A 22011-nucleotide genomic window follows, 5' to 3' on the forward strand; every position below is an offset into this window, starting at 1 on the left:
CGCTCACGTCAGGCGGGAGAGGGTGCCGTCCTGCTGCACCAAGACTCGGGCGTGCCCATCCTCGCTCCGGACCGTGAGGATGACGGAGCCGTCGGGGGCGCTCTCACTGTCCACCCGCACGGCGTCACCCGCGGCGGCCGGGACGAGCACACTCACGATCGCGGACTCGGCTCCGGTCGAACGGAACGCGACCTGCGTCGCCTCCTCCCGTTCCTGCTCTGCGGGGTAGTGCCATCCGTGGTGGGCGTGGCCGCCCTCGACGTCGGTCTCGCCCCGTCGCAGGTGCACAGCGCCACGCGGCACCGGCTCACCGTCCAGGCGCACCTGCACCAGGGTCGTCGATTCGCCGGAGCCTGCGTCCACCGCCCGGACGGTGTCCTCGGAGACCCTCTCCGCCGAGAACTCCGCCGGAAGATTCCAGAGCGTCTCCACCACATGGTCCGTCCGGCCGTCGAGTATGCGAGTGCGATCCACGATGACGGCGGCGTCCGGGTCGGTGAGCACGAGAACAGAACGGGCCCGCTCCCCGCCGACGTCCAGATTCTGGCGCGCCGTCGCACCGTCGGCAGAGCCATCCGACGACACCCACACATCACCCCGCTCGGCAGGACCCGCGCCCGGGTACTCGTCGAGCGTCGGAATGTGGATCACGTTGTGCGCAGTCGGTCCCAGACCCCACGGTCGCCAGCTGTCCTCGACGATGCCGGGATGCCCCCCGTCTTCGACGATCTGGCGACCGCGCGCCGTGTACAGGAACTGCATCAGATCACCGCGGTGGGACTTCGTCTCCCGCCCCGTGCCCGTGCGCAGCATCCATGCGGCGGCGTCCGCGAAGCCGTCGCCGGGAGTTCCCCAGGATGACCGGCCGAATACGGGGCCGGAGTCGAAAGCCCGGACACGGTCGGCAGACGCGACGCCCTCCGCGCCGTCGGTGGCCGCGTAGCGCAGCTCATCGCTCATGCCGTCGAATGGCTTGACAGGGAACTCTGCACTGTCCCCGTATTGCCAGTAGGAGCCCGTCGAATCAACCATATGAGGAAGGGCTTGACCCATTCTTTCCACCCCATCCTCGAAGGCGCCGGATTCGACCCCGCATCGGGCTGCCGTCTCATCAATGGCTTGGAAGAGCACATAGTTGAATTGCGCGTAATGCGGTGCCGCTTCGTTACTGAGGCCCTGGTCGTCCACCTGGAAGGGGATATCTCCTTCGGCGCGCTCCATGGCGTGCTCCATCCAGTCCGGTCGGCCCAGAACGCACCCGGCGCCCAGAAGAGCCAGATTCTCCATCGACCCGTGATTGTGCCGCTTCGAGTAGCGCGCCATGTTCTGCGCTGCGTGCTGGCCGATCAGATCATCCAGCCAGGCATACTCCTCCGGCAGACTGCCGTCCTTGGCAAGTTCAGCAGAACGTGCTGCGCGGTCGGCGACCACTTCACGGAAGCAGAGGAGGACCCCCATGCGATGATGGTTGGCCTCCGCATCATCATGGTCGCCGCCCCATCCGCCCTCGTGGTCAGCCCGCCAATCGCGTATGACCCGCTCAGCGACACCGAGGGCCTCCTCGTCGCCTTCCCGGCCGGCTTCGATGCTGGGCCCGATCCACTTGAGGGAAGACAGCCACAGACGCCAGCCTTCGTCCTGGTAAGGATCTACATCCCAGTCGATGTCACCCGATCCGTCACCCACCGCGACGGGATCGAACTGGCGCCACCCGTAGACGTCCCGCGCATTGGTCTCCACCGTGTTGAATCTCTGGAGCTGCCCATAGGCTCGACACGGAGAGAGGCTTGCGCGCTCGACGGCGGTCATGGGGTGGCCAGCTGTCTGGGGAGGATCCCCGGACTCGTCGCCGGGCGCCGCGGCAGGTTGAGGTGCACAGCCCGCCAACCCGACGGCAGCGGCCAGCAGGCCGGCGCAGACGCGGAACATCCGGCGACGACGGCCGGAGGAAGACCGGTGGTCCATCTCACCAGTGTCCCACGAGGCGTGGCGGACGTCGCCCCGGGTCGCACACCCGGCGCCGTGCGAAGATGGCGGTCATGCCGTCGTCGTCCGCCCGCTCCTCGCGGGTCCCCCTGCCCCGTGAGATCAAGGTCCTCGTCGCCGCCGCGTTCATCATCGCGATCGGCTTCGGCATCATCGCCCCGCTGCTGCCGCAGTACGCGGCGACGTTCGACGCGTCCGCCGTCGGGGTGGCCGCCGTCGTGTCCGCGTTCGGGCTGACCCGCCTCCTGTTCGCCCCGGTCTCCGGCAAGCTGACGAACCGGCTCGGCGAGACGCCCGTGTACATGACGGGCGTGCTGATCGTGGCCGCGTCCATGTTCCTGATCGCCTTCGCGCAGACCTTTCCGCAGCTGCTCCTCTTCCGGGCGCTCGGCGGCATCGGCTCCACCCTCTTCACCGTGTCCGCGATGGCGTTCCTGGCCCGGAAGTCCCCGCCCACGATGCGCGGCAGGATCTCGGGCGCCTACGCGTCCGCCTTTCTGATCGGCAACATCGTGGGGCCGATCGTGGGCTCCGCCCTGGCCGTATTCGGGTACCGGGCCCCGTTCCTCATCTACGGCAGCTCCCTGGTGGTGGCGGCGGCCCTCGTGTTCTTCCTGCTCAAGGACACCCGGCTCGCGGACCGCGCCGTCCGCGACGTCCGCCCCGCCATGCCGATCCGGGAGGCCCTGGCCAACCCGTCCTACCGGGCCGCGCTGGTCTCCTTCTTCGCCAACGGCTGGGCGACATTCGGGGTGCGCAACTCGGTGATGCCCCTGTTCGCGGCCACCGCGTTCGCCGGCACGGGCCTGCTCGGCTGGCAGGTGGACGGGGCGATGATGGCGGGCCTGGCCCTGTCCGTGTTCGCGCTGGGCAACGTGGTGGCCGTGTCGTTCAGCTCCCGGCTCTCCGACGTGCACGGACGCAAGCCCCTGATCCTCACGGGTCTGCTCGTGATGGCCGTGACCACGGGCGCCATCGGCTGGGTCGGCACTCCGTCGCTGTTCCTGATCGCCTGCTTGGTCTCCGGCGCGGGCACGGGCATCCTGAACGCCCCGCAGCAGGCGGCGATCGCCGACGTCGTGGGCCAGGACCGGCGCTCCGGCTCGGTCATGTCCTCGGCTCAGATGTCCGCGGACCTGGGAGCGATCGTCGGCCCGCTGGCGGCCGGCCTGGTGGTCGACGTCGCCGGCTACGGCTGGGCGTTCGTGGTCACCGGTGCCGTGATCCTCCTGGGCGCGATCGCGTGGTGGCGGGCGCCCGAGACCAACCTGCCCGTGGTGCCGGGCGGGCCGCGCACCGGCGCCCTTCCGAAGATCGAGCCCGAGGACGCGCGCCCGCCGCACCGCGAGGACGGCTGAGCCGCCCCTCCCGGAACGCTCGAGGCCGCCCTCCCCGACGGGGAGGACGGCCTCGTGCGCGTGGCGGGTCAGCCGCGGTCGTCCGGGGCGAACTCCGGCATGCGCTCGCCCACGCCGAGCAGCTCGGCGATCGCCGAGACCGTGCGCTCGGCCGCGCGGCCGTCGCCGTAGGGGTTCACCGCCTGGGACATCGCGCTGTACGCGGCCTCGTCCGTCAGCAGGCGGGTGACCTCGGTGACCACGACCTCCTCGTCCGTGCCGATCAGACGCACGGTGCCGGCGGTCACGGCCTCGGGACGCTCGGTGTTCTCGCGCATCACGAGGACGGGCTTGCCCAGCGACGGGGCCTCCTCCTGGACGCCGCCGGAGTCCGTCAGCACGACGGTGGCCACAGACAGCAGGTGGGTGAACTCGCCGTAGGCGAGGGGCTCGGTCACGAGCACGTTCTCGCGGCCCTCGATCTCCGGCAGGATCGCCTCGCGCACCACCGGGTTGCGGTGCGCCGGCAGGACGAAGGTGACGTCGGGGTGGTCCGCGGCCAGGCGGGCCAGGGCGCGCCCGACGCCGCGCATCGCGTCGCCCTGGTTCTCGCGCCGGTGGGTCGTCACCAGGACGACGCGACGGCCGGACGCCTCCAGCTCGGCCAGACGCTCGTCCTCGAACGGCACCTGGTGGCCGACGGCCTCCAGCAGTGCGTCGATCACGGTGTTGCCCGTGACGTAGACGTCCTCCGCGGCCACGGCCTCACGCAGCAGGTTGTCCCGGCTCACGGTGGTCGGGGGCAGGTGCAGCGCCGAGATCTGGCTGGTGATCTTGCGGTTGGCCTCCTCCGGGAACGGGGAGAGGATGTCGAAGCTGCGCAGGCCCGCCTCGGCGTGGACCACGGGGATGCCGCGGTTGAAGGCGGCGACGGCGCCCGCCGTCGAGGTCGTGGTGTCGCCCTGGACCACGACGGCGTCCGGCCGCTCCTGCTCCAGGACGGCGTCGAGCCCGTCCAGGGTGCGGGCGAACACGCCGTTGAGGGTCTGCCGGGGCTGGATGATGTTCAGGTCGTGGTCCGGGACGATGCCGAACAGCTCGTTGACCTGGTCCAGCATCTCGCGGTGCTGCCCCGTGACGGTCACCACGCACTCGAACCGCTCGTCGGCCTGCAGCGCCTTGACGATGGGGGCCACCTTGATCGCCTCCGGGCGGGTTCCGTAGATGGGCATGACCTTGGGCACAGTTGCTCCTCTTGACTGGACGACCGACCGCGGCCGCGGCCCGATCAGGCTCGACGCGGGCGCGAGCTGTCGCCAGTCTACTGACGGCGCCGCGGCACCGCCGGTTGCTAGAGTGGCGACTCGCGGCGGGCCGCCCCGGCCCGCCTTCCCGCCTGCATGAAGAGAGGCCGCGACGGCATGGCAGACACCGGCGATCCCCGCGTCCCGAGCGGCACCGCGGTCCTCACCGTGGACGGAGCCACCCTGCGCCGAGTGGGCGCCCGCCCGGGCCTGGCGCGCTACCTGGCCTCCCTCTGGGAGTACCGCTCGTTCATCCTGTTCGACTCCCGCTCCCGGATCGCCGGGGCGAACTCCGTCAACGCGCTCGGCCGCGTCTGGATGGTCCTCAACCCGATCCTCGACGGCGCGGCGTACTTCCTCGTGTTCGGGCTGCTGCTGGGCACCGGCCGCGGAGTGCCGAACTTCCTCGGCTACCTGATCATCGGCGTGTTCCTGTTCCGCTACACCTCGAGCGCGATCACGGCGGGGTCGCGTTCGATCTCGACCAACCTCTCCATCGTCCGCGCCTTCCGCTTCCCGCGGGCCACCCTGCCGATCGCGACGAACATCCGCGAGCTGATGCTCTTCGGCCCGACGCTGGTGGTGATGCTGGTGCTGGTCCTGGCCATCCCGCCGATGGAGCAGATCACGTGGCGCTGGCTGCTGCTGATCCCGCTGCTGGCGCTGCAGACGCTGTTCAACGTCGGCGCCTCCCTCCTGCTGGCCCGCTACGTGGCCCGCTGGTCCGACCTGTCCAACCTCATCGCGTTCGGCACCCGGATCTGGCTCTACGTCTCCGCCGTGTTCTTCAGCGCCGACCGCTTCGCGGACTTCCCGCCGTTGATGACCGCCATGCATCTGAACCCGCTGTTCTGCGTCCTGGACATCGCGCGTCAGTCCCTGCTGTACGCCTCCGACGCCGACCCGATGCGGTGGATCGTCCTCGCGGCGTGGACGGCGGTCCTGCTCGTGGTGGGGACCGTGGTGTTCTGGCGCGCCGAGGAGACCTACGGGGAGGAACGATGAGCGCGGAGCCCCTGACTCCCTCCGTCGTCGTCGACGAGGCGTCCATGACCTACCGCGTCCTCTCGGCCGAAGCGGTCCAGCCCCACCGGGGCCTGCGGGGCCGGGTCCGCGCCGCCCGGGGCGTGCGCACCACGGAGGTCCAGGCGCTGCAGCCGCTGTCGTTCGTGGTGGGACGCGGCGAGTCCGTGGGCGTGATCGGCACCAACGGGTCCGGCAAGTCCACCCTGATGAAGCTCATCACCGGCCAGATGCGCCCGACCACCGGCCACATCTACGCGACCTCCACGCCCGTGATGCTGGGCGTCAACGCCGCACTCGTCCGCCAGGTCTCCGGCGAGGACAACATCCGGCTGGGCTGCCTGGCGATGGGGATGTCCCGCGCGGAGGCGGAGGCCAAGCGAGACGCCGTCGTCGCCCTGTCGGGCCTCGACGACCACGCGCTCCAGCTGCCGCTCAAGGCGTACTCCTCGGGCATGGCCGCGCGCCTGCAGTTCGCGATCGCCACCTCGGTGGACCCGGACATCCTCGTGATCGACGAGGCGCTCAACACGGGCGACGCCCAGTTCCGGGAGCGCACGCGTCAGCGGCTCGACGAGCTGCGCGAGCAGGCCGGCTGCGTGTTCCTGGTCAGCCACTCCCTCAGCACCATCCAGGAGATGTGCCAGCGCGTGATCTGGATCGAGCGGGGCGTCCTGACGATGGACGGCAGCCCTCGCGCGGTGACGCGCGGCTACAACCTCTACGCCCGGGCCATGGCCCAGGGGCGGACCGAGGAGGCCCAGGAGATCCTCGAGCGCAAGCGGTCGGAGCTCGTGCGGGAGCGCATCGCGTGGACCGGTGGCGAGCGGCCCACCGGGATCACCGCGCTGTGAACATGGCCGGGGCGCGGGTGCGTCGCTGGGCGGGTCGGGCCCGCATCGTGGGCGAGCGCGCGGCCGCCACGGCCGGCGACGCCGGCGCCTCGGCCCTCCGTGCGGCGCGCGGCGCCCGGGGCGCGGCCACCCTCCCGGAGCGCACCTGGCGTGCGGCGGACGTGCACGTGCCGGACGCGGCGGCCGCGCTCCCGCTCCCGGCGGCGGCGGCGCTGCGCCGCGCCCTGACGGGTGTGCGCGTCCCCTCCGTCGACGCGTTCTCCCCCCTCGGGCCCCGGCCGGCCGATGCGCCGGCCGTCCTGCTCCTGCCGGTGGCCGGGCCGGCGGCAGGCGGGTGGTCGGTCGAGGCGGCCGCCGAGCTGGCCGCCCGGCGCTGCGCGGACCTGGAGACGCCCCCCGGCACGCCCGGCCTGCACACGGTGCTGGTGACTGACCCTGCCTCCCGCGGGGCCCTGATCGCCGCCCTGCGCACCGCCGGGGCCCGCCTCCCCGGGGTGGTCGTCGTCGCGTGCCCGGACCCGGCGACGGCGGCCGGACGGGCGCGGGCCCTCGCCGCACTGGGGCTTGTCGACGCTGTCCTCGCCCCGGAGGGGACCCGGCTGGACCCCGCGCTCGCCAGCGTGGCCGCACGCGCGGGCCGCGCCGTGATCGGCCCGGACCGGGCAGGCGAGACGTGGGAGCGCCTGGCCGCCGCCGGCCGGGCGGCGCGCCTGGACTCGCTCACGCCCGCCGAGGCCGCCGGCCCACCCGCCGCCTCCACGCCCCGGGTGCGGGTGACCGCGGAGCCGCGCCGCGTCGTCGTCGCGGGCCACGACCTGAAGTTCGCGGGCGCGCTGATGGACCGGCTGCGCGCCGACGGGCACGAGGTGCGCGTGGACGCCTGGCGCGGCCATGCCCGCCACGACGTCGAGCGCAGCCGCGCCCTGGCCGCGTGGGCGGACGTGGTGCACTGCGAATGGAGCCTCGGCAATCTCGCCTGGTACTCCCGGCACCTGGACTCCCCGCACCGCACCACGCGGTTGACCAGCAGGCTCCACCTGCAGGAGGCGGGCACGGCGTTCCCGTCCCGGGTGCGTCAGGACGCCCTGGACGAGTGGGTGTTCGTGGCCGAGCACGTGCGCGCCCAGGTGCTGCGGGACACCCGCTTCCCGGCCGCGCGGACCTCGGTGGTGCCGAACGCGGTGGCCGTGCCGCCCACGCTCCCGGACGGCGACGACGACCGGCGCTTCGTGCTCGGGCTGGTCGGCGTGCTGCCCGAGCGGAAGGGACTGCACCGCGCCCTCGACCTGCTGGCCACGCTCCGGCGGGTCGAGCCCCGCCACACGCTCCGGATCCGCGGCTACCACCCGGAGGAGGTCGGCTGGATGGCGCAGCGCCCCACCGCGGCGGCCTACTACCGGGCGCAGCTGCGCCGCATCGAGACCGACCCGATGCTCGCCGGAGCCGTGGCCTGGGACCCCCACGGGCCGGACATGCCCGCGTGGTACGCCCAGGTGGGCGTCGCGCTCTCCGTCTCGGACTTCGAGTCGTTCCACTTCACGCTGCCCGACGGCGCCGCGCACGGCTGCCTGCCGGCCGCACTCGCGTGGGCGGGCGCCGACCTGCTCTACCCCGCCGCGTGGCTGAGCCCGGACGTGGCCACCATGGCCGACGCCCTTCGCCGGGCCACTGCCGACGCGCGGGCCTGGCGGTCCGCCGTCGCCCAGGCCCGGCGAGACGTGGCACACACCTATGCTGAGGAGGACGTCGTGCCTGCCCTGGTCCGTCGGATCCTGGGGGGCGCCGCCACCTGACCCCGCTGAGGAGGAGCCCCATGCCTGTCGCCACGCCCGCCCCCCGCCGTCCCCGGATGGCGATGCTGGTGGGGAACCAGGTCGTCGGAGACTCGCGTGTGGAGAAGGCCGCGGTCTCTGCGGTGCGCGCCGGCTACGAGGTCGTCGTCGTCGGTGTCTCGCACCGCACCACGTTCAACCTCGGCCGGTACGGCTCCGTGCCCATCCTGCGCGTGCCCGTGACGTTCCGGCGGCACCTGGCCTGGCAGACCCTGCACGGGACCGCCCGGCCGGACTCGACGGACTGGTCCGCCGTGCTGGACCCCGAGGAAGCCGCGGCGATGACCGCCTGGGACCTCGCCCACGAGGCCGGGGCGGGCCTGCCGCAGGCCGTGGTGCGCGGGCTGTCGCCCCACGCCCTGCCCGACGGGGCCCGTGGCCGACTCGGCCGGGCCGCCCGTCGCCTGGACCGCCTCGCCCCGGCGCGGGGCCGCCGAGGCCCGGCCGCAACGCGGGGACGGCGCGCGCTGAAGAACTTCACCGCCGGGCGGACCGGCGCCTGGCGCGAAGTCTGGCCCCTGATCGCGGACTACGAGGACGGCTTCCTGCGTGCCCTGATCGACCTCGCGCCCGACCTCGTCCACGTGCACGACCGCCATCCCCTGCCCGCTGCGGCCGCCTACGACCGCTACCGCGCCGCGCGCGGCCTGCCGCCGATGCCGTGGGTCTACGACGCCCACGAGTGGCTGCCCGGCCAGATGATGCCCGGGCCCGTGGACCAGCGCATCGCGTGGAAGGCGGCCGAGGCCGAGCTGATCCACGAGGCCGACGCCGTCGTCGCCGTCACGGACGGACTGGCGGACCGGATGCGCGAGTACCACGCCCTGCCGGAACGCCCCGTGACGGTGATCAACGGCCCGTGGGGCACGCAGGTCCCGATGGACCCGGCCGAGCGCCTGCCCCTGCGCACCGAGCTGGGCCTGTCCGACGACGTCCCGCTGCTCGTCTACGTCGGCAAGCTGGCGGAGGTCCGCGGCGTGGGCACGCTGGTGGACGCCCTGCCGCTGCTGCCCGGCGTCCACGTCGCGTTCGTGGGCTCCCCCGACCCCGCCGCCCGGCAGGCCCTGCGCGACCGGGCGGCCCAGCTCGACGTCACCGACCGGATGCACCTCGTCGACTACGTGCCCTCGGCCTCTGTGACGTGGTACGTCTCCTCCGCCACTGCGGGCGTGAGCCCTCTGCTCCCCACCCCGGCCCACGAGAGCGCCGTCGCCACCAAGCTGCGTGAATGCCTGCTGGCGGGTCTGCCGCTGGTCGTGTCCGACCTGCGCGAGCAGGCCCGGTTCGTCCGGGAGCAGGGGGTGGGGACCGTGTTCACCCCCGGGGACGCGGCGGACTTCGCCCGGGCGGTGCGCGTCCTCCTGGCGCGACGGACCGAGCTGGCCGCGGCCGCGCGCTCCCCGGAGATCACCGCCCGCCACGGGTGGGAGGCCGCCGAGCGGGCGCTGCACGGCCTCTGGCGGCGTCTCGTGCCCACGCCCGCCGCGCCGCAGCCGGTGGAGATCGCCCCGGACCCCGCCCGTGATCCCCGGCCCCGCGGACTCCTGGTCGTGGGCGACCCGCCCACGGTCCGACCCCTCCTGGACGCCTGGCCGGCCGACGCCGGCTCCGCGACGCAGCGGCCGCCCCGGGACGTCCCCGAGGGACGCGGCCTCGCCGTGGGCGGCCCCGAGGCGGTCTGGGGCGTCCTGCAGGACTGGGTCACGGACGACCGTGCCCACGGCACGGTCCTCAGCGGGGGCGAGGGGCCGTTGTGGGGCCGGGCCGAGCAGTCCCCCGTCCATGAACTGCTCTCCCTCCGGGCTCGTGGACGCCACGTCGCCCTCGTGGCCGGCGAGCGGATCCTCGCCGGCATCGACCGGAGACTGGCGGCCGTCCCCGGCCACCCCTGGGGCGGACTGGACCCGGACGCCCGGGCGGCGCTGGACCGCCGCATCCGCCGTCAGGGCCGCCCGTTCCAGGCCGCCCTGGCCGCCGGAGTCCCCGTGCTCTCCCACCGGCGCGTGGAGGCACTGCTGACGCCGGGCGTGCTCTGGCTGCCCGCACCGATCCCGACGCCGACAGACCGGGGACCCGGTCATGACGGCACGTCTGTACCCCGCAGCGTGCTCATCCTGCCCGGGGACCGCACCTCGGCCGAGTCGGCGGCCGTGGACGAGCTGGTCGCGGAACTCGCCACACGCGGGATCCCGGTCGAGGCCCCGTCGGGTCCCCGGTTCCGTCGTCGACCCGACGCGTTCCACGGCGACGTCGTCGTGGCCCCGCTGCACACGGGAGAACTGGAGGTCACGGCCCTGCAGGCCCTGGCCGAGGGCAGCGCGGTGGTCGCCGGACCGTCGGTGACGGCCGCGCCGGACGAGTGTGCCCCGCCGGTGATCGAGGCCGACGACGCCACGCTCCTCGCCACGGTGCTGGGCCTGCTGGAGGAGGCGCCGGCGGCCACGCGGGAGCGCCGGGAGCGGGCCCGCGCGTACCACGCGCGGCTGCACGCGCCCGAAGCCGTGCTGGTGCGGCTGCAGGCCCTGCTCAGCCCCGCGGAGACGACGGACGAGCCCGCCGCGGTGTGATCCGCGGCGGGCCCGTCCTGGGTCCCCCGCCGGGCGCCCCCCGTGGGGCCGGGACTCAGTCCTCGGCCGCTGCGCGGGCGGTGGCCACCCGGGCGGCCCAGGACTGCGTGCGCTGGGCGTCGGTCATGCCGGGCGCCCCGTCCCGCACGAGCGCGTCGATGCCGGCGCGGATCGCCTCCGAGGAGCGCGCGACACCGAGCCCCACGCGGTTGCGCTCGAGGAAGTCGGCGATCCCCATGTCCGCGAAGCAGAGCACGGGGTAGCCGCGCTCGATCAGGGACATGGTCTTGTAGGGGAAGCTGAACCGGACGTACTCGCCGCCCAGCAGCACCACGCCCACCACGGTCTTCGTCGCGGGGACGTACCACTCGAGCGGGACCGTGGTGATCCGCAGCCCGGGTCGGTCCGCCAGGCCGTGCTCGGCCAGCATGTCCTCCAGCACGGAACGCTCCCCCGCGCGCACGACGAAGTCGAGTCGCACCTGCGGGTCGAGCGTCCCGACGGCGGTGAGATACTGGCCCAGACCGTAGATCCCGCCCACGCCTCCGGCATACAGCAGGGTGACGCCCTCCTCGCCGATCGCCGGGGCGTCGGCGGGGACGGTGTTCGCCGGAGACACGGCAGGCGGCAGCGGCAGCCAGTCCACGGGCCCGCGGCCATGGCGGGCCAGCAGGGCGTCGAAGCCCGCCCCGGACTCCGCAGACGGAGCCGCCAGCCGATCCGCGGCCGCCGCCATCGCGTCGAACTCGGCGAGCCCACGCTCCTGGACGTCGCGCCGCGCGTCGGCGTCCTCGAGGTACCCGTCGATCTCGTCCAGCCAGTGCAGGTCACGAACGAACCAGACGCTCGTGCCGCCGCCGGCCGAGAAGCGGGCCATGACGTCCGCGAGGGCGGCGGTCACCCGGCCGACCGGGATCGGCGACGTCGAGTTCTCGCCGTAGAGGAGTCCGAGGGGACGGCCGGCGGCGAGAGCATCGTCCAGGACCCGGAGCCGCCGGTCGAACACGCCCGGGACGGAGGAGAGCCGCAGCGCCGCGGCGGGCTCGGAGAGGGCGTCGTTCATGTTGCGCACCCGCTGGGGACGGGCCCCGTCGGTGCGGTCCTCGAGCGGCGAGGTGGAGAAGAACACGTCCAACGGGCCGTCGTGCCGCAGCACCGCGAGGTCCTCGAACGTCCTGTCCACTAGACCGGTCATCGCCGTGCGGTAGGCGGCGAGCAGGTCGGTGGTGCCGGCGTCGACGGTGTCGACGGCGGAGTGAGGCTCGGGCCCCCCGCGCAGGGCCGCGGCGAGCTCCGTGACGAGGCGCAGCCCCCGCCCCGTCCGCACGCCCGGATGGCCCGCGGCCCACGCGCCCGAGCCGATGGTGTCCTCCACCACCAACCGTTCCGCGACGCCGGCGCCGACCAGGAGTTCGCCGACGGCCGTGTGGTCGCGCGACGAGCCCACGAGGACCACGTGCGTGGCGCCGCCGAGCCGGGTCGCCGCGACCGCGTCGAACGCGCGTCCCGCGACGAGGTCGCGGGTGCGGTAGAGGGCGGAGGCCGAGAGGCTGCGGAGCGAGGCGCCCGGCACCGTGTCCACCGCGGTCTGGAGCGCCTCCATCTGTGCCGCGAGGCGGTCGGCGTCGACGTGTTCGGGGTGGAGGACGACGACGCTCGGCGTCTCGAATTCTTCGGCCAGCGGAGGCAACAACTCGGGCGGCAGGGCTCGACGTGGATGGCGGAGGTGGGCGCTCCACGACCCCTTCGACAGGGCCTTGTCGAACTCCCATTCGTCCTCGAGGAACAGCCGGTCGACCGCCCGCGTCAGGGCCGCGAAGTCCTCCTCGGCGTGCCTGCGGGCCGCCGAGAAGTCCAGGTCGCCGCGGCGGAGCAGGGGGATGAACTCCTCCTCGACATGCCGGGCGGCGAAGCCCGCGGCGCCGAGCCCGGAGGCGAGGATCGCGTCGTAGGCGCCCGCGGCCGTGACCCGGCGCATCTCGCGCGCGATCTGGGCGCCGGCAGCGCGCAGGGCGTGGGTGCCGGTCCACGGGTAGAGCGGGGCCGGGGCAAGGCCGGGACGCCGGCGCAGCCAAGCGTGCGAGGCGACGTCGAGGACGTCGACCACGTGGCCGCCATCTCGCAGGTCCTGCAGCAGCAGACCCTCCGCCGGGCCCGTGCCGGCCGTCAACAGCAGCACGGCGCTCATGCGTTCTCCTCCCCTCGCCCGCCCGGGCCTGCCGCCAGACCCATCAGCGCCATTTCCTGGTCCACGGTGTGCTCCGGCGACGTCTGGGCGCGGACCCGGGCTGCCGCGGCCCGGGACATCCGCAGGAACAGGTCCGGGTCCTCCATCAGCCGTCGCAGGCCGTCGGCCAGCCCGGCCACGTCCTCGGCGTCGGCGATCATCGCGCAGTCCTTGTCCACGAACTCCCGGACGGCGCCGGCGTCATTGGTCACGGGCACGAGCCCGGAGGCCATCGCCTCGTCCCGCGAGACCCCCTGGGAGTCGAGTCGGGTGGGCACCAGGAACACGCCGTGCTCCCGGTGCAGGGCCGCGATCTCCTCCTGGACGGCGAAGCGGCGCTCCACCGTGACGTTCGCGTCGTCCGCGAAGGCCTCCTCGAAGAGGCCGAAGTGCTTGCCGTCGCCGATCACGGTGACCTGCATGCGGTCCCACAGGGGCGTGTCCCGCAGGCGCTCGAGGGCCCGCACGGCGAGGTCCGCGCCGTAATTGAGGTTCGCCGCGGAGCGGACCCACAGCACACGGAAGCGCTGCTCGGGGTCCTTGGGCACGAAGCGGAACAGGTCCGTGTCGATCACGTTGTGCACGATCGCCGTGCGTTGCGCCGGGAAGACGAGCTCCATGTCCTCCTGAGCCGCTCGGCTCCACCAGCGGGAGACGAACACGAACCGCTCGGGGCCGTGCGGGTGGTCGAGCACCTCGCGCCAGAAGCGCTGGCGTTCCAGGGTGTCGACGATCGAGTCGTCCACCTGCCCCTGGGTCCGGTGGTTGCGCATGGTCCGGATCCACCGGCGCGACTCGAAACCGTGCATGAACGCGAAGAAGCGGTGCCCCGCCAGCGCGTCCTGGATCGGCTCCCAGAGGGAGCGGACGAGGAAGTGGGCCGCCACGGACTCGTAGTGCCGCGTGCGCAGCAGCTCCGCGGCCTCCGCTCCCCGGCCCACCAGCACGTGGACGCCGTCGTACTCGTAGGAGCGGGGTTCGGCGGACCGATCGATCACCGCGACGTCGACGCGGACGCCGGCGGCCTGGAAGTACTTGACCCGGCGGTGCACGAAGCCGTTGCCGTAGGGGTTCTCGAGGGTGGGGTACACGCCCACCACGACCAGGTGTCGCGGCGCGTCGTCGCCGAGCTGGTCGGCGGCGTCCGCCCGTGCGAGGTGGTCGGCGACCCGCCTCGGCGCGGCGGCAAGGTCCTCGTCCTCGTGGCCCGTGGGCGGCAGCGGGGGCGCCGGCTCCGCGAACAGGCGCCGCTTGAGCGCGGCGTTCTCGAGCTGCAGCAGCGTCGATGCCTCTTGCGCGGTGTAGGTGTCCCCGACGTCGGCGAGGTGCAGGTAGCCGCGATAGCCCAGGGTGTCGCCGTGGGCGCCCGCGGGCGCGGCGGGGCGGGGCGGCGACGTGCGGCGCCGACGGGGCGGGGCGGCCGCCGCCCGGAGCCGACGCACGGCGTCCGAGTCCTGTGGGAGGGTGTCGAACACCGCGCGCAGCACGCGAGGCCCGGGCTCGGGCAGGGCTCGCGCCCGTCGGGCCGCCGCGCGCACGGCCCGGCGGGCGCGGCGTCGCCAGTCCCCTGCGCTCACAGCGTGACGCTCTCACCCGTGCGGGCCGACGCGATCATCGCCTCGGCCACGCGCAGCGTGTCGAGCCCCTCCGCCATGGACACGTGCTCCTGCCGGACGCCGAGGATCGCGTCGCGGAACGCCTCGTGTTCGGTGTGCAGCGGCTCGGGCTTCTCGATCGCCAGGCGGGTGACGTCCCCCTCGGAGACGCCACGGAACGCGGACACCGCGTCCCAGCGGGTGCGGACCGATCCGTTGGCCTGGAAGGTCAGGTCCGCGTGCACGGTGTCCGCCACGAACGCACCGAGCTCGCCGGTGACGACGGTCTGGCGGATCTTCACGGGCGAGAGCCAGTTCACGACGTGGCTCGTGATGACCCCGCACTCGAGGCGGCCGCTGGTGACCACCATGTCCTCGTGCTCGCGGCCGGAGTGGGTCATGGTCTCCGCGGCCACGCGCGTGAACGGGCTGTCCGCCAGCCACGCGGTCAGGTCGATGTCGTGCGTGCCGAGGTCCTTGACGACCCCGACGTCGGCGATGCGGGCGGGGAAGCCGCCCTGGCGCACGGTCGTGATCTGCAGGACCCGGCCCAGCTCACCGGCCTGGATCCGGCGGCGCATCTCCTGGAGGGCGGGGTTGAACCGCTCGATGTGGCCCACGGCGCCGACGAGGCCGGCCTCGTCGAAGGCGCGGACCAGGCGGGTGCCGGCCTCGGTGCTGTGCGCGATGGGCTTCTCGACCATCACGTGCACGCCGGCCTCGGCCAGGGCCAGGCCGACCTCTTCGTGCAGGCCGGTCGGGACCGCGCACATGACCGCGTCCACGCCATGGTCGATGAGCCCCTGGACCGAGTCGTAGAGGGGCAGGTCCCCCGCCACGCCGTGCGGATCACCCATCGCGTCGGCCACGGCGACCAGCTCGGTGCCCTCGATGGAGCGCATCACGCGGGCGTGGTGGCGTCCCATCATGCCCAGGCCGATCAGTCCGGTGCGCAGCACGCTCATGCGGCGGCCTCCGCCACCACGGTGTTGACGGCCTCGACCACGCGCGTGACGTCCGCGTCCGTCAGGGACGGGTGGACCGGAATGGAGAACACGGTGGACGCGGCCACGCGGGTGTTCGGCAGGTCCGCCTCGATGCCGAAGGAGGGCAGCTCATTGGTGGGCACCGGATAGTAGACCCCCGTGCCGACCCCGAACTCGTCCTTCAGGCGGGCGAGCACGTCCGCCCGCTTCCCGGCCAGCTCCTCGGGCAGGCGGACCGTGTACTGGTGGTACACGTGCTCGGCGCCCTCGAGCACCGTCGGCACGGTGACCCCGCGCAGCTCGGCGTCGAAGCGGGCGGCGATCTCCTGCCGGCGCCGCGTCCACGCGCCGACCTTGGTCAGCTGCACCCGCCCGATGGCCGCGTGGATGTCCGTCATGCGGTTGTTGAAGCCCACGAGCTCATTGCGGTACTGGACCTCCATGCCCTGGTTGCGCAGCAGGCGCAGGCGACGGGCGACGTCCTCCTCCCCCACGGAGACCATGCCGCCCTCACCCGAGGTCATGTTCTTGGTCGGGTAGAGGCTGAACATCCCCCACGCCCCGAAGGTGCCCACGGGGCGCCCTTGCCAGCGGGCGCCGTGCGCCTGCGCCGCATCCTCGAACAGCTGGAGACCGTGCTCGCGGCAGATCGCCTCGAGCTCGTCCATGCGGGCCGGGTGGCCGTACAGGTGCACCGGCATGACGGCGGCGGTCCGCTCCGTCACCTTGGCGCGCACGTCCTGGGGGTCGAGGGTGTACGTCTGCAGGTCCACGTCCGCGAAGACCGGGGTCGCGCCCGTGAGGGCGACGGCGTTGCCGGTCGCCGCGAAGGTGAAGGCGGGCACGATGACCTCGTCGCCGGGGCCGATGCCCGCGGCCAGCAGGCCCAGGTGCAGGCCGGAGGTGCCGGAGTTGACGGCCACGCAGGCCCGGCCGTCCACCATCGCGGCACCGAACTCCTCCTCGAAGGCCGCGACCTCGGGGCCCTGCGCCACCATGCCGGAGCGCAGGACGCGGTCCACCGCCTCACGCTCCTCGTCGCCGATGAGCGGCTTCGCCGCCGGGATGAACTCAGCCATGGTTCTCCTCCTCCTGCGCGGGCCCGGCCGGGCGCAGCGCGCCGTCCCGCTCGATGAACGTCTCCCCGGTGTCCGGGCACACCCAGACGCCGTCCTTCTCCGCCAGCCGGCGGCCTGTCCGGCCGACCCAGCCGATGCGCTTCGCGGGCACCCCGGCCACGAGGCCGAAGTCCGGCACGTCGCGGGTGACCACCGAGCCGGCCGCCACCAGGGCCCACGCGCCGCTGCGCATCGGCGCGACACACACGGACCGCGCGCCGATCGCGGCGCCGTCGCCGATGTCCACGCCCACGGCGTCCCAGTCGTCCCCGGACTTCTGGGACAGGTCCGGGTTGACCGCGCGGGGGTAGGTGTCGTTGGTCAGGACGACGCCCGGTCCGATGAACACGCCGCGGCCCAGACGAGCCGGCTCGTAGACGAGGGCGAGGTTCTGGACCTTGCAGTCGTCGCCGAGCTCCACCCCGGTGCCGATATAGGCCGCACGGCCGACGATGCAGCGCTCGCCGAGGCGGGCCTGCTCACGGACCTGCGCGAGGTGCCAGACCTTGGTGCCGGCGCCGAGGACGGCGTCCTCGGCCACGTCGGCCGAGGCGGCGGTGAAGACGTTCCCGCTCATCGGGCGGCCTCGGCGTCCTGCGGCAGGCCGATGACCCGACGGGTCACGCCCGCCCAGGCGTCGGCGTCGGTGACGTTGCGGCCGTCCACGAAGGTGCGCACGCCCGGCAGGTCGGCCGGGGTGAGAGCGCGGTACTCGGCGTGGTCCGTCTGCAGGATCGCGGCGTCGACCTCGGCGCCGGCGGAGTGCGGGGTGAAGCCCAGCGCGGTGAGCTCCTCGTCCGTGTACATCGGGTCGTCCACGGTGACCTCGGCGCCGCGGGTGCGCAGGGCGCCCACGGTGGCGAACACACCGGAGAACGCGGTCTCCTTCACGCCGCCGCGGTAGGCGGCACCCAGCACGACGACGCGCTGACCGGCGAGGTCGCCGTGCGCCTGGGCGAGCAGGTCCACGGCGAAGTCCGGCATCGAGGCGTTCACGGCGCGCGCGGTGCGGACGATGTCCGCGGCCGGGTCGTTCCACAGGTACAGGCGCGGGTAGACCGGGATGCAGTGGCCGCCCACGGCGATGCCCGGGCGGTGGATGTGGCTGTACGGCTGCGAGTTGGAGGCCTCGATCACCCGGTAGATGTCGATGCCGTTCGCGCCGGCGTAGCGGGCGAACTCGTTCGCCAGGCCGATGTTGACGTCGCGGTAGGTGGTCTCGGCGAGCTTGGCCATCTCGGAGGCCTCCGCAGAGCCGAGGTCCCATACGCCGTTGGGACGGGACAGGTCAGGACGCTCGTCGAAGTCCAGCACGGCCTCGTAGAACTCGCGGGCGCGCTCGGCGCCGGCCGGGGTCAGGCCGCCGATCAGCTTGGGGTAGCGGCGAAGGTCCTCGAACACGCGGCCGGTGAGCACGCGCTCCGGCGAGAACACGAGGTGGAAGTCCTCCCCCTCGGTCAGGCCCGAGCCCTCCTCCAGCATCGGCTTCCACCGGGTGCGGGTGGTGCCCACGGGCAGCGTGGTCTCGTAGGAGACGAGGGTGCCCGGTGTCAGGTGCTTCGCCAGCTCGGTGGTGGCGCCGTCCATCCAGCCGAAGTCGGGGCGGGCCTCGTCGTCCACGAAGAGCGGCACGACGAGCACGACGGCGTCGGCCCCCGGGACGGCGTCGCCGTAGTCGGTGGTGGCGCGCAGGCGGCCGTCGGCCACCGTGGAGGAGAGCTTCTCCTGCAGGTGGGCCTCGCCCGGGAAGGGCTCGGTCCCCGCGTTGACGAGGTCCACGACGGTGGCGTTGACGTCCACGCCGACCACCTCGTGTCCCTTGCTCGCGAACTGCACGGCCAGCGGCAGGCCGATCTTGCCCAGGGCGACGACGGCGATCTTCATGCGGGTCCAGTCTTCCTTCCGTGCACGGGCCCCACGCGGCGAGCGTCGGGCGGGCGTCGAGGAGGCCTCCGGAACACGAGAGTGCGGGAGACCCGGCGCCCGCGTCACTGTATCAGCGCGGGTGGACGCCGAGCCGGTCGTAGAGCGTCCGATAGCGGCGCGCGTTGGCCTCCCAGGTGCGCGTCTGCAGGGCCCATTCCCGGCCGGCCGCGCCGAGGCGCGCCCGCTCGGCCGGGTCCCCCGCGAGCCGGTCGAGGGCGGCGGCCAGCGCTGCGGGATCCTCCGCGGGGACGAGCAGGCCGGTCCGCTCGTCCTCGACGAGCTCGGCCAGGGCCGGCAGGTCCGAGGCGACGACGGGCCGGCCGGTGGCCGAGGCTTCGACGGTCTTCATCGGCGTCACCGCGCGGGTGACGGGCAGGTCCCGGCGCGGGACCGTGAACACGTCCAGGGCGGCGTGGTGCAGGCGCGCGTCCTCGCGGTCGACCCGCCCGGGGAAGGCGCACAGCTCCGCGATGCCGAGCTCCGCGGCCAGGGCCTGCAGCCCGGGCCGGGCGACGCCGTCGCCGGCGATGTGCACGCGCAACCCGGGACGGTGCGGGGCCAGCCGCGCGGCGGCACGCAGCAGGATGTCCAGGCCCTCGTAGTCCACGAGGCTCGAGACGGTGCCCACCACGAAGGCGTCGGTCGGCAGGTCCCAGCCCAGCCGGGCGCGTGCCTCGTCGCGGTCCACCCGCTCGGCGACGAAGGCCGGGCCCACGGCGTTGGGGCAGAGCACGACGGCGTCCTCGGCCACCCCGGCCGCGACCAGGCGGTCGCGCATGCCCGCCCCGAGCGTCACGACCCCGTCGGCGCGGCGGGCGGCCTCGGCCTCCCGCTCCTGGAAGAGCCGGTACCGTTCCGAGGCCAGGGCCTCGGGACCGCGCACCGCCGCCCATGTGTCCGCGAGCTGCCCGCGGACCTCGTACACCCACGGGATCCCGAAGGCCCGCGCCACGGCCTCGACCGCGAGCGCGTTCACGAAGTGCGTGGTGGTGTGCAGCAGGGCAGGACGGTGTCGACGCACGTGCGCGGCCAGCAGCTCGGCGTGCTGCTGGATGCGGGCGGCCTGGCCCTGGGCGAGCCGCGCCGGCAGCAGCCGGGCGTAGCGAATCCCGTCCACGACATCCCGCTGTGCCGCCCAGGGCACGCCGATCTGCACGGGGTAGCCCGGCCGCGTCACGGCGGCGGCATCGAAGCCCTCGTCCCGCAGGGAGGTGAGGATCGCGTGGCTGCGCTGGGCGTACCCCGAGCCGGTGTGGGGCAGGGAGTTGGTCAGCACGTGCAGCACCCGCCCCGGGACCGGGCGGTAGCCGGGCTCGGTCGGCACGGTCGGGGCGACGCCGCGGAACGCGTCCCGCTCCCCCGCCATGCGGCGGGCGAGATGACGGTTGCGGGGATGCCGCGCGGCGAGCGCGGCTGCGCCGCCCAGGTCTCCGCGGTGGGCCGCCAGGCGTGCGGCGGCGGCCGTCCACGCCGCGCCGCGATGCTCCTCCGGCACGCTGCCGAGCAGCGTCTCGGCGACGTCGGGCCGGCCCATGCCGAGGGCTGCGTCGGCCCGGTGGACCAGCCCGCGGACGTTCCCCGCCCTCGGACGGGACGCGCGGACGGGCCGGCCGGCCTCGTCCACGCCGAGGGCGGCCAGGGCCGCCGCGCGCTCGCCCCGCATCTCGTGGCCGAGTGCGGGCACGACACCGTTCCGGCCCACGCGGGTGAGGATGTCGGCCGCCCCGCCCGCCAGCGCGGGCGGCAGCCGACGGGAGACCTGCAGGGCCAGCAGCACCGGATCGTCCGTCACGTGCTCGCGGACGGTCTGGGCGGTCAGGGCCAGGGACCGCAGCAGCGGGCGGCGGGATGACGCGGGGCGCTCGCGTGCGGTCATCGGTGCAGGCTCCTGTCGGCGGGGCGGGCGGGGCGCGGGCCGCGTCGGGTCAGAGGGACGGGTCGGTGCGCCACTGGCCGCGCGTGTCGATCACGCGCTTGTCGGCCACGCGGTCGCCGAGGTCGGCGAAGGCGGAGTGGTCCACCAGCAGCACCACGATGTCGGCGGCCTCGAGGGCCTCGTCGACCGCGACCAGGCGCACGTTGTCCTTGCCCTGCAGCGCGGCCGGCAGCTCCGTCACGTGCGGCTCGACGACGAGCACGTCGGACCCGGAGAACTGGCCCGCCAGCTCGGCCGCGATGTTCAGGGCCGGGGATTCGCGCAGGTCGTCGATGTTCGGCTTGAAGGCCAGCCCGAGGGCGGCGATGACGGGCGCCCGGCCGGTCTCCTGCTGGACGTCGAAGGCCGCGGCCTTGACCTGGTCGATGACCCACTGGGGCTTGCCATCGTTGATTTCCCGGGCCGTGCGGATCAGCCGGGCGGTCTGCGGGGCGGCGTCCACGATGAACCACGGGTCCACGGCGATGCAGTGGCCGCCCACCCCGGGGCCCGGCTGCAGGATGTTCACGCGGGGATGGTGGTTGGCGAGCTCGATGAGCTCCCACACGTCGATGCCCTGCTCGGCGCAGATCACGGACAGCTCGTTGGCGAAGGCGATGTTGACGTCGCGGAAGGAGTTCTCCACGAGCTTGGCCATCTCCGCGGTGCGGGTGTCCGTCAGCAGGATCTCGCCCTCGCAGAACGTGCGGTAGAGGTCGCGGGCCCGCTCGGCCGCACGCCGGGTCGAGCCGCCGACGATCCGGTCGTTGGTCACGAGCTCGACCATCACGCGGCCCGGGAGCACCCGCTCGGGGCAGTGGGCGAAGTCCAGCTCGGACTCGCGCAGCTCCGGACGCTCGGCGAAGATCACCTCGGCCATGTGCTCGGTGGCGCCGGGAGGCGAGGTGGACTCGAGGATGACGAGCTCGTCACCGGTCAGCTGCGGGGCCAGGCCGCGGGCCGCGGCCTCGATGTAGCCCAGGTCCGGGGAGTGCCCGTCCTTGAACGGGGTCGGCACGGCGACGATGTAGGCGTCCGCGGCCGGCGTCGTCGTCGAGGCGCTGAGCAGGCCCTTCTCGACGCCGCGCGCGACGAACCCGGCCAGGTCCGGCTCCACGAAGGGCACCGTGCCCGCGTTCACGGCGTCCACCGTGCGGTCCGAGACGTCCACGCCGAGCACCTTCACGCCGTTCTCGGCGAGGATGGCGGCGGTCGGCAGGCCGATGTAGCCCAGGCCGATGACGGCGACGGTCTCGATCTTCTTCACGGGGTCTCCTCGATGGGGAATGGTCCACGACGGCCCCGGCACCGGCGGGCGGGGGCGAACGCGTCCCACCCTAC

The 22011-nt window shown here is 73.8% G+C and carries 15 protein-coding genes; 5 read left to right on the forward strand and 10 right to left on the reverse strand.

Annotated elements, in window-relative coordinates; translation table 11 throughout:
• Positions 1-3: 3 nt before the first annotated feature.
• On the reverse strand, positions 4-1809 hold the full coding sequence (locus ACFI33_RS01570; RefSeq protein WP_186313152.1) for an alginate lyase family protein: 1806 nt from the start codon (positions 1807-1809) through the stop codon (positions 4-6).
• A 230-nt stretch (positions 1810-2039) separates the two neighbouring features.
• Here ACFI33_RS01570 and ACFI33_RS01575 point away from each other — a divergent pair, with 230 nt between their 5' ends.
• The gene (locus ACFI33_RS01575) at positions 2040-3344 is read left to right on the forward strand and encodes an MFS transporter (protein ID WP_363736103.1); all 1305 of its coding nucleotides are present in this window, start codon (positions 2040-2042) and stop codon (positions 3342-3344) included.
• Positions 3345-3412: 68 nt separating this feature from the next.
• Here the strand turns inward: ACFI33_RS01575 and wecB are convergent, their stop codons facing one another.
• Positions 3413-4567: a non-hydrolyzing UDP-N-acetylglucosamine 2-epimerase gene (gene wecB / locus ACFI33_RS01580; protein ID WP_363736105.1), complete on the reverse strand. Its 1155-nt coding sequence runs from the start codon at positions 4565-4567 to the stop codon at positions 3413-3415.
• A 177-nt stretch (positions 4568-4744) separates the two neighbouring features.
• On the opposite strand from wecB, the gene ACFI33_RS01585 reads away from it, so the two are divergent.
• From ACFI33_RS01585 to ACFI33_RS01600, 4 genes are read left to right on the forward strand one after another with little or no spacing between them, the layout of a single operon-like run.
• Positions 4745-5632 (forward strand): ABC transporter permease, encoded by an 888-nt coding sequence (locus ACFI33_RS01585; protein WP_363736107.1) that lies wholly within the window; start codon positions 4745-4747, stop codon positions 5630-5632.
• Positions 5629-6504, forward strand: coding sequence for an ABC transporter ATP-binding protein (locus ACFI33_RS01590; protein WP_087113702.1), 876 nt, complete (start codon positions 5629-5631; stop codon positions 6502-6504). Before ACFI33_RS01585 ends, ACFI33_RS01590 begins: the two co-directional genes overlap by 4 nt.
• On the forward strand, positions 6462-8297 hold the full coding sequence (locus ACFI33_RS01595; RefSeq protein ID WP_462623682.1) for a glycosyltransferase family protein: 1836 nt from the start codon (positions 6462-6464) through the stop codon (positions 8295-8297). Before ACFI33_RS01590 ends, ACFI33_RS01595 begins: the two co-directional genes overlap by 43 nt.
• A gap of 20 nt (positions 8298-8317) precedes the next feature.
• Positions 8318-10903: a glycosyltransferase gene (locus ACFI33_RS01600; RefSeq protein WP_462623683.1), complete on the forward strand. Its 2586-nt coding sequence runs from the start codon at positions 8318-8320 to the stop codon at positions 10901-10903.
• A gap of 55 nt (positions 10904-10958) precedes the next feature.
• Here the strand turns inward: ACFI33_RS01600 and ACFI33_RS01605 are convergent, their stop codons facing one another.
• From ACFI33_RS01605 to wecC, 8 genes are all read right to left on the reverse strand, one after another.
• Positions 10959-13091 carry a glycosyltransferase family protein gene (locus tag ACFI33_RS01605; RefSeq protein WP_144786202.1) on the reverse strand — a complete coding sequence of 711 codons (2133 nt, stop codon included), beginning with the start codon at positions 13089-13091 and terminating at the stop codon, positions 10959-10961.
• Positions 13088-14707 (reverse strand): glycosyltransferase family 4 protein, encoded by a 1620-nt coding sequence (locus ACFI33_RS01610; protein WP_462623684.1) that lies wholly within the window; start codon positions 14705-14707, stop codon positions 13088-13090. The genes ACFI33_RS01605 and ACFI33_RS01610 overlap by 4 nt, the downstream gene beginning before the upstream one ends.
• Positions 14704-15690 (reverse strand): Gfo/Idh/MocA family protein, encoded by a 987-nt coding sequence (locus ACFI33_RS01615; protein ID WP_010078937.1) that lies wholly within the window; start codon positions 15688-15690, stop codon positions 14704-14706. The genes ACFI33_RS01610 and ACFI33_RS01615 overlap by 4 nt, the downstream gene beginning before the upstream one ends.
• Positions 15687-16790, reverse strand: coding sequence for a DegT/DnrJ/EryC1/StrS family aminotransferase (locus ACFI33_RS01620; protein WP_129866822.1), 1104 nt, complete (start codon positions 16788-16790; stop codon positions 15687-15689). Before ACFI33_RS01620 ends, ACFI33_RS01615 begins: the two co-directional genes overlap by 4 nt.
• On the reverse strand, positions 16783-17406 hold the full coding sequence (locus tag ACFI33_RS01625; RefSeq protein ID WP_462623685.1) for an acyltransferase: 624 nt from the start codon (positions 17404-17406) through the stop codon (positions 16783-16785). The genes ACFI33_RS01620 and ACFI33_RS01625 overlap by 8 nt, the downstream gene beginning before the upstream one ends.
• Positions 17403-18713, reverse strand: a complete 1311-nt coding sequence (locus tag ACFI33_RS01630) for a nucleotide sugar dehydrogenase (RefSeq protein ID WP_049158734.1) — start codon at positions 18711-18713, stop codon at positions 17403-17405. Before ACFI33_RS01630 ends, ACFI33_RS01625 begins: the two co-directional genes overlap by 4 nt.
• Before the next feature lie 112 nt (positions 18714-18825).
• Positions 18826-20631, reverse strand: coding sequence for a glycosyltransferase family 4 protein (locus ACFI33_RS01635; protein ID WP_129866820.1), 1806 nt, complete (start codon positions 20629-20631; stop codon positions 18826-18828).
• Between the two features lie 49 nt (positions 20632-20680).
• Positions 20681-21937, reverse strand: coding sequence for a UDP-N-acetyl-D-mannosamine dehydrogenase (gene wecC / locus ACFI33_RS01640; RefSeq protein WP_129866819.1), 1257 nt, complete (start codon positions 21935-21937; stop codon positions 20681-20683).
• Between the last annotated feature and the right edge of the window lie 74 nt (positions 21938-22011).

The organism is Micrococcus sp. PSi08, from assembly GCF_054960655.1.

Bases quoted from the DNA above. Each gene is read 5' to 3' on its own strand.
- ACFI33_RS01585 (WP_363736107.1), top strand. From the start codon at position 4,745: ATGGCAGACACCGGCGATCCCCGCGTCCCGAGCGGCACCGCGGTCCTC.
- ACFI33_RS01570 (WP_186313152.1), bottom strand. From the start codon at position 1,809: ATGACCGCCGTCGAGCGCGCAAGCCTCTCTCCGTGTCGAGCCTATGGG.
- ACFI33_RS01600 (WP_462623683.1), top strand. From the start codon at position 8,318: ATGCCTGTCGCCACGCCCGCCCCCCGCCGTCCCCGGATGGCGATGCTG.
- ACFI33_RS01590 (WP_087113702.1), top strand. From the start codon at position 5,629: ATGAGCGCGGAGCCCCTGACTCCCTCCGTCGTCGTCGACGAGGCGTCC.
- ACFI33_RS01620 (WP_129866822.1), bottom strand. From the start codon at position 16,790: ATGGCTGAGTTCATCCCGGCGGCGAAGCCGCTCATCGGCGACGAGGAG.
- ACFI33_RS01635 (WP_129866820.1), bottom strand. From the start codon at position 20,631: ATGACCGCACGCGAGCGCCCCGCGTCATCCCGCCGCCCGCTGCTGCGG.
- ACFI33_RS01605 (WP_144786202.1), bottom strand. From the start codon at position 13,091: ATGAGCGCCGTGCTGCTGTTGACGGCCGGCACGGGCCCGGCGGAGGGT.
- ACFI33_RS01630 (WP_049158734.1), bottom strand. From the start codon at position 18,713: ATGAAGATCGCCGTCGTCGCCCTGGGCAAGATCGGCCTGCCGCTGGCC.
- ACFI33_RS01625 (WP_462623685.1), bottom strand. From the start codon at position 17,406: ATGAGCGGGAACGTCTTCACCGCCGCCTCGGCCGACGTGGCCGAGGAC.
- ACFI33_RS01615 (WP_010078937.1), bottom strand. From the start codon at position 15,690: ATGAGCGTGCTGCGCACCGGACTGATCGGCCTGGGCATGATGGGACGC.
- ACFI33_RS01575 (WP_363736103.1), top strand. From the start codon at position 2,040: ATGCCGTCGTCGTCCGCCCGCTCCTCGCGGGTCCCCCTGCCCCGTGAG.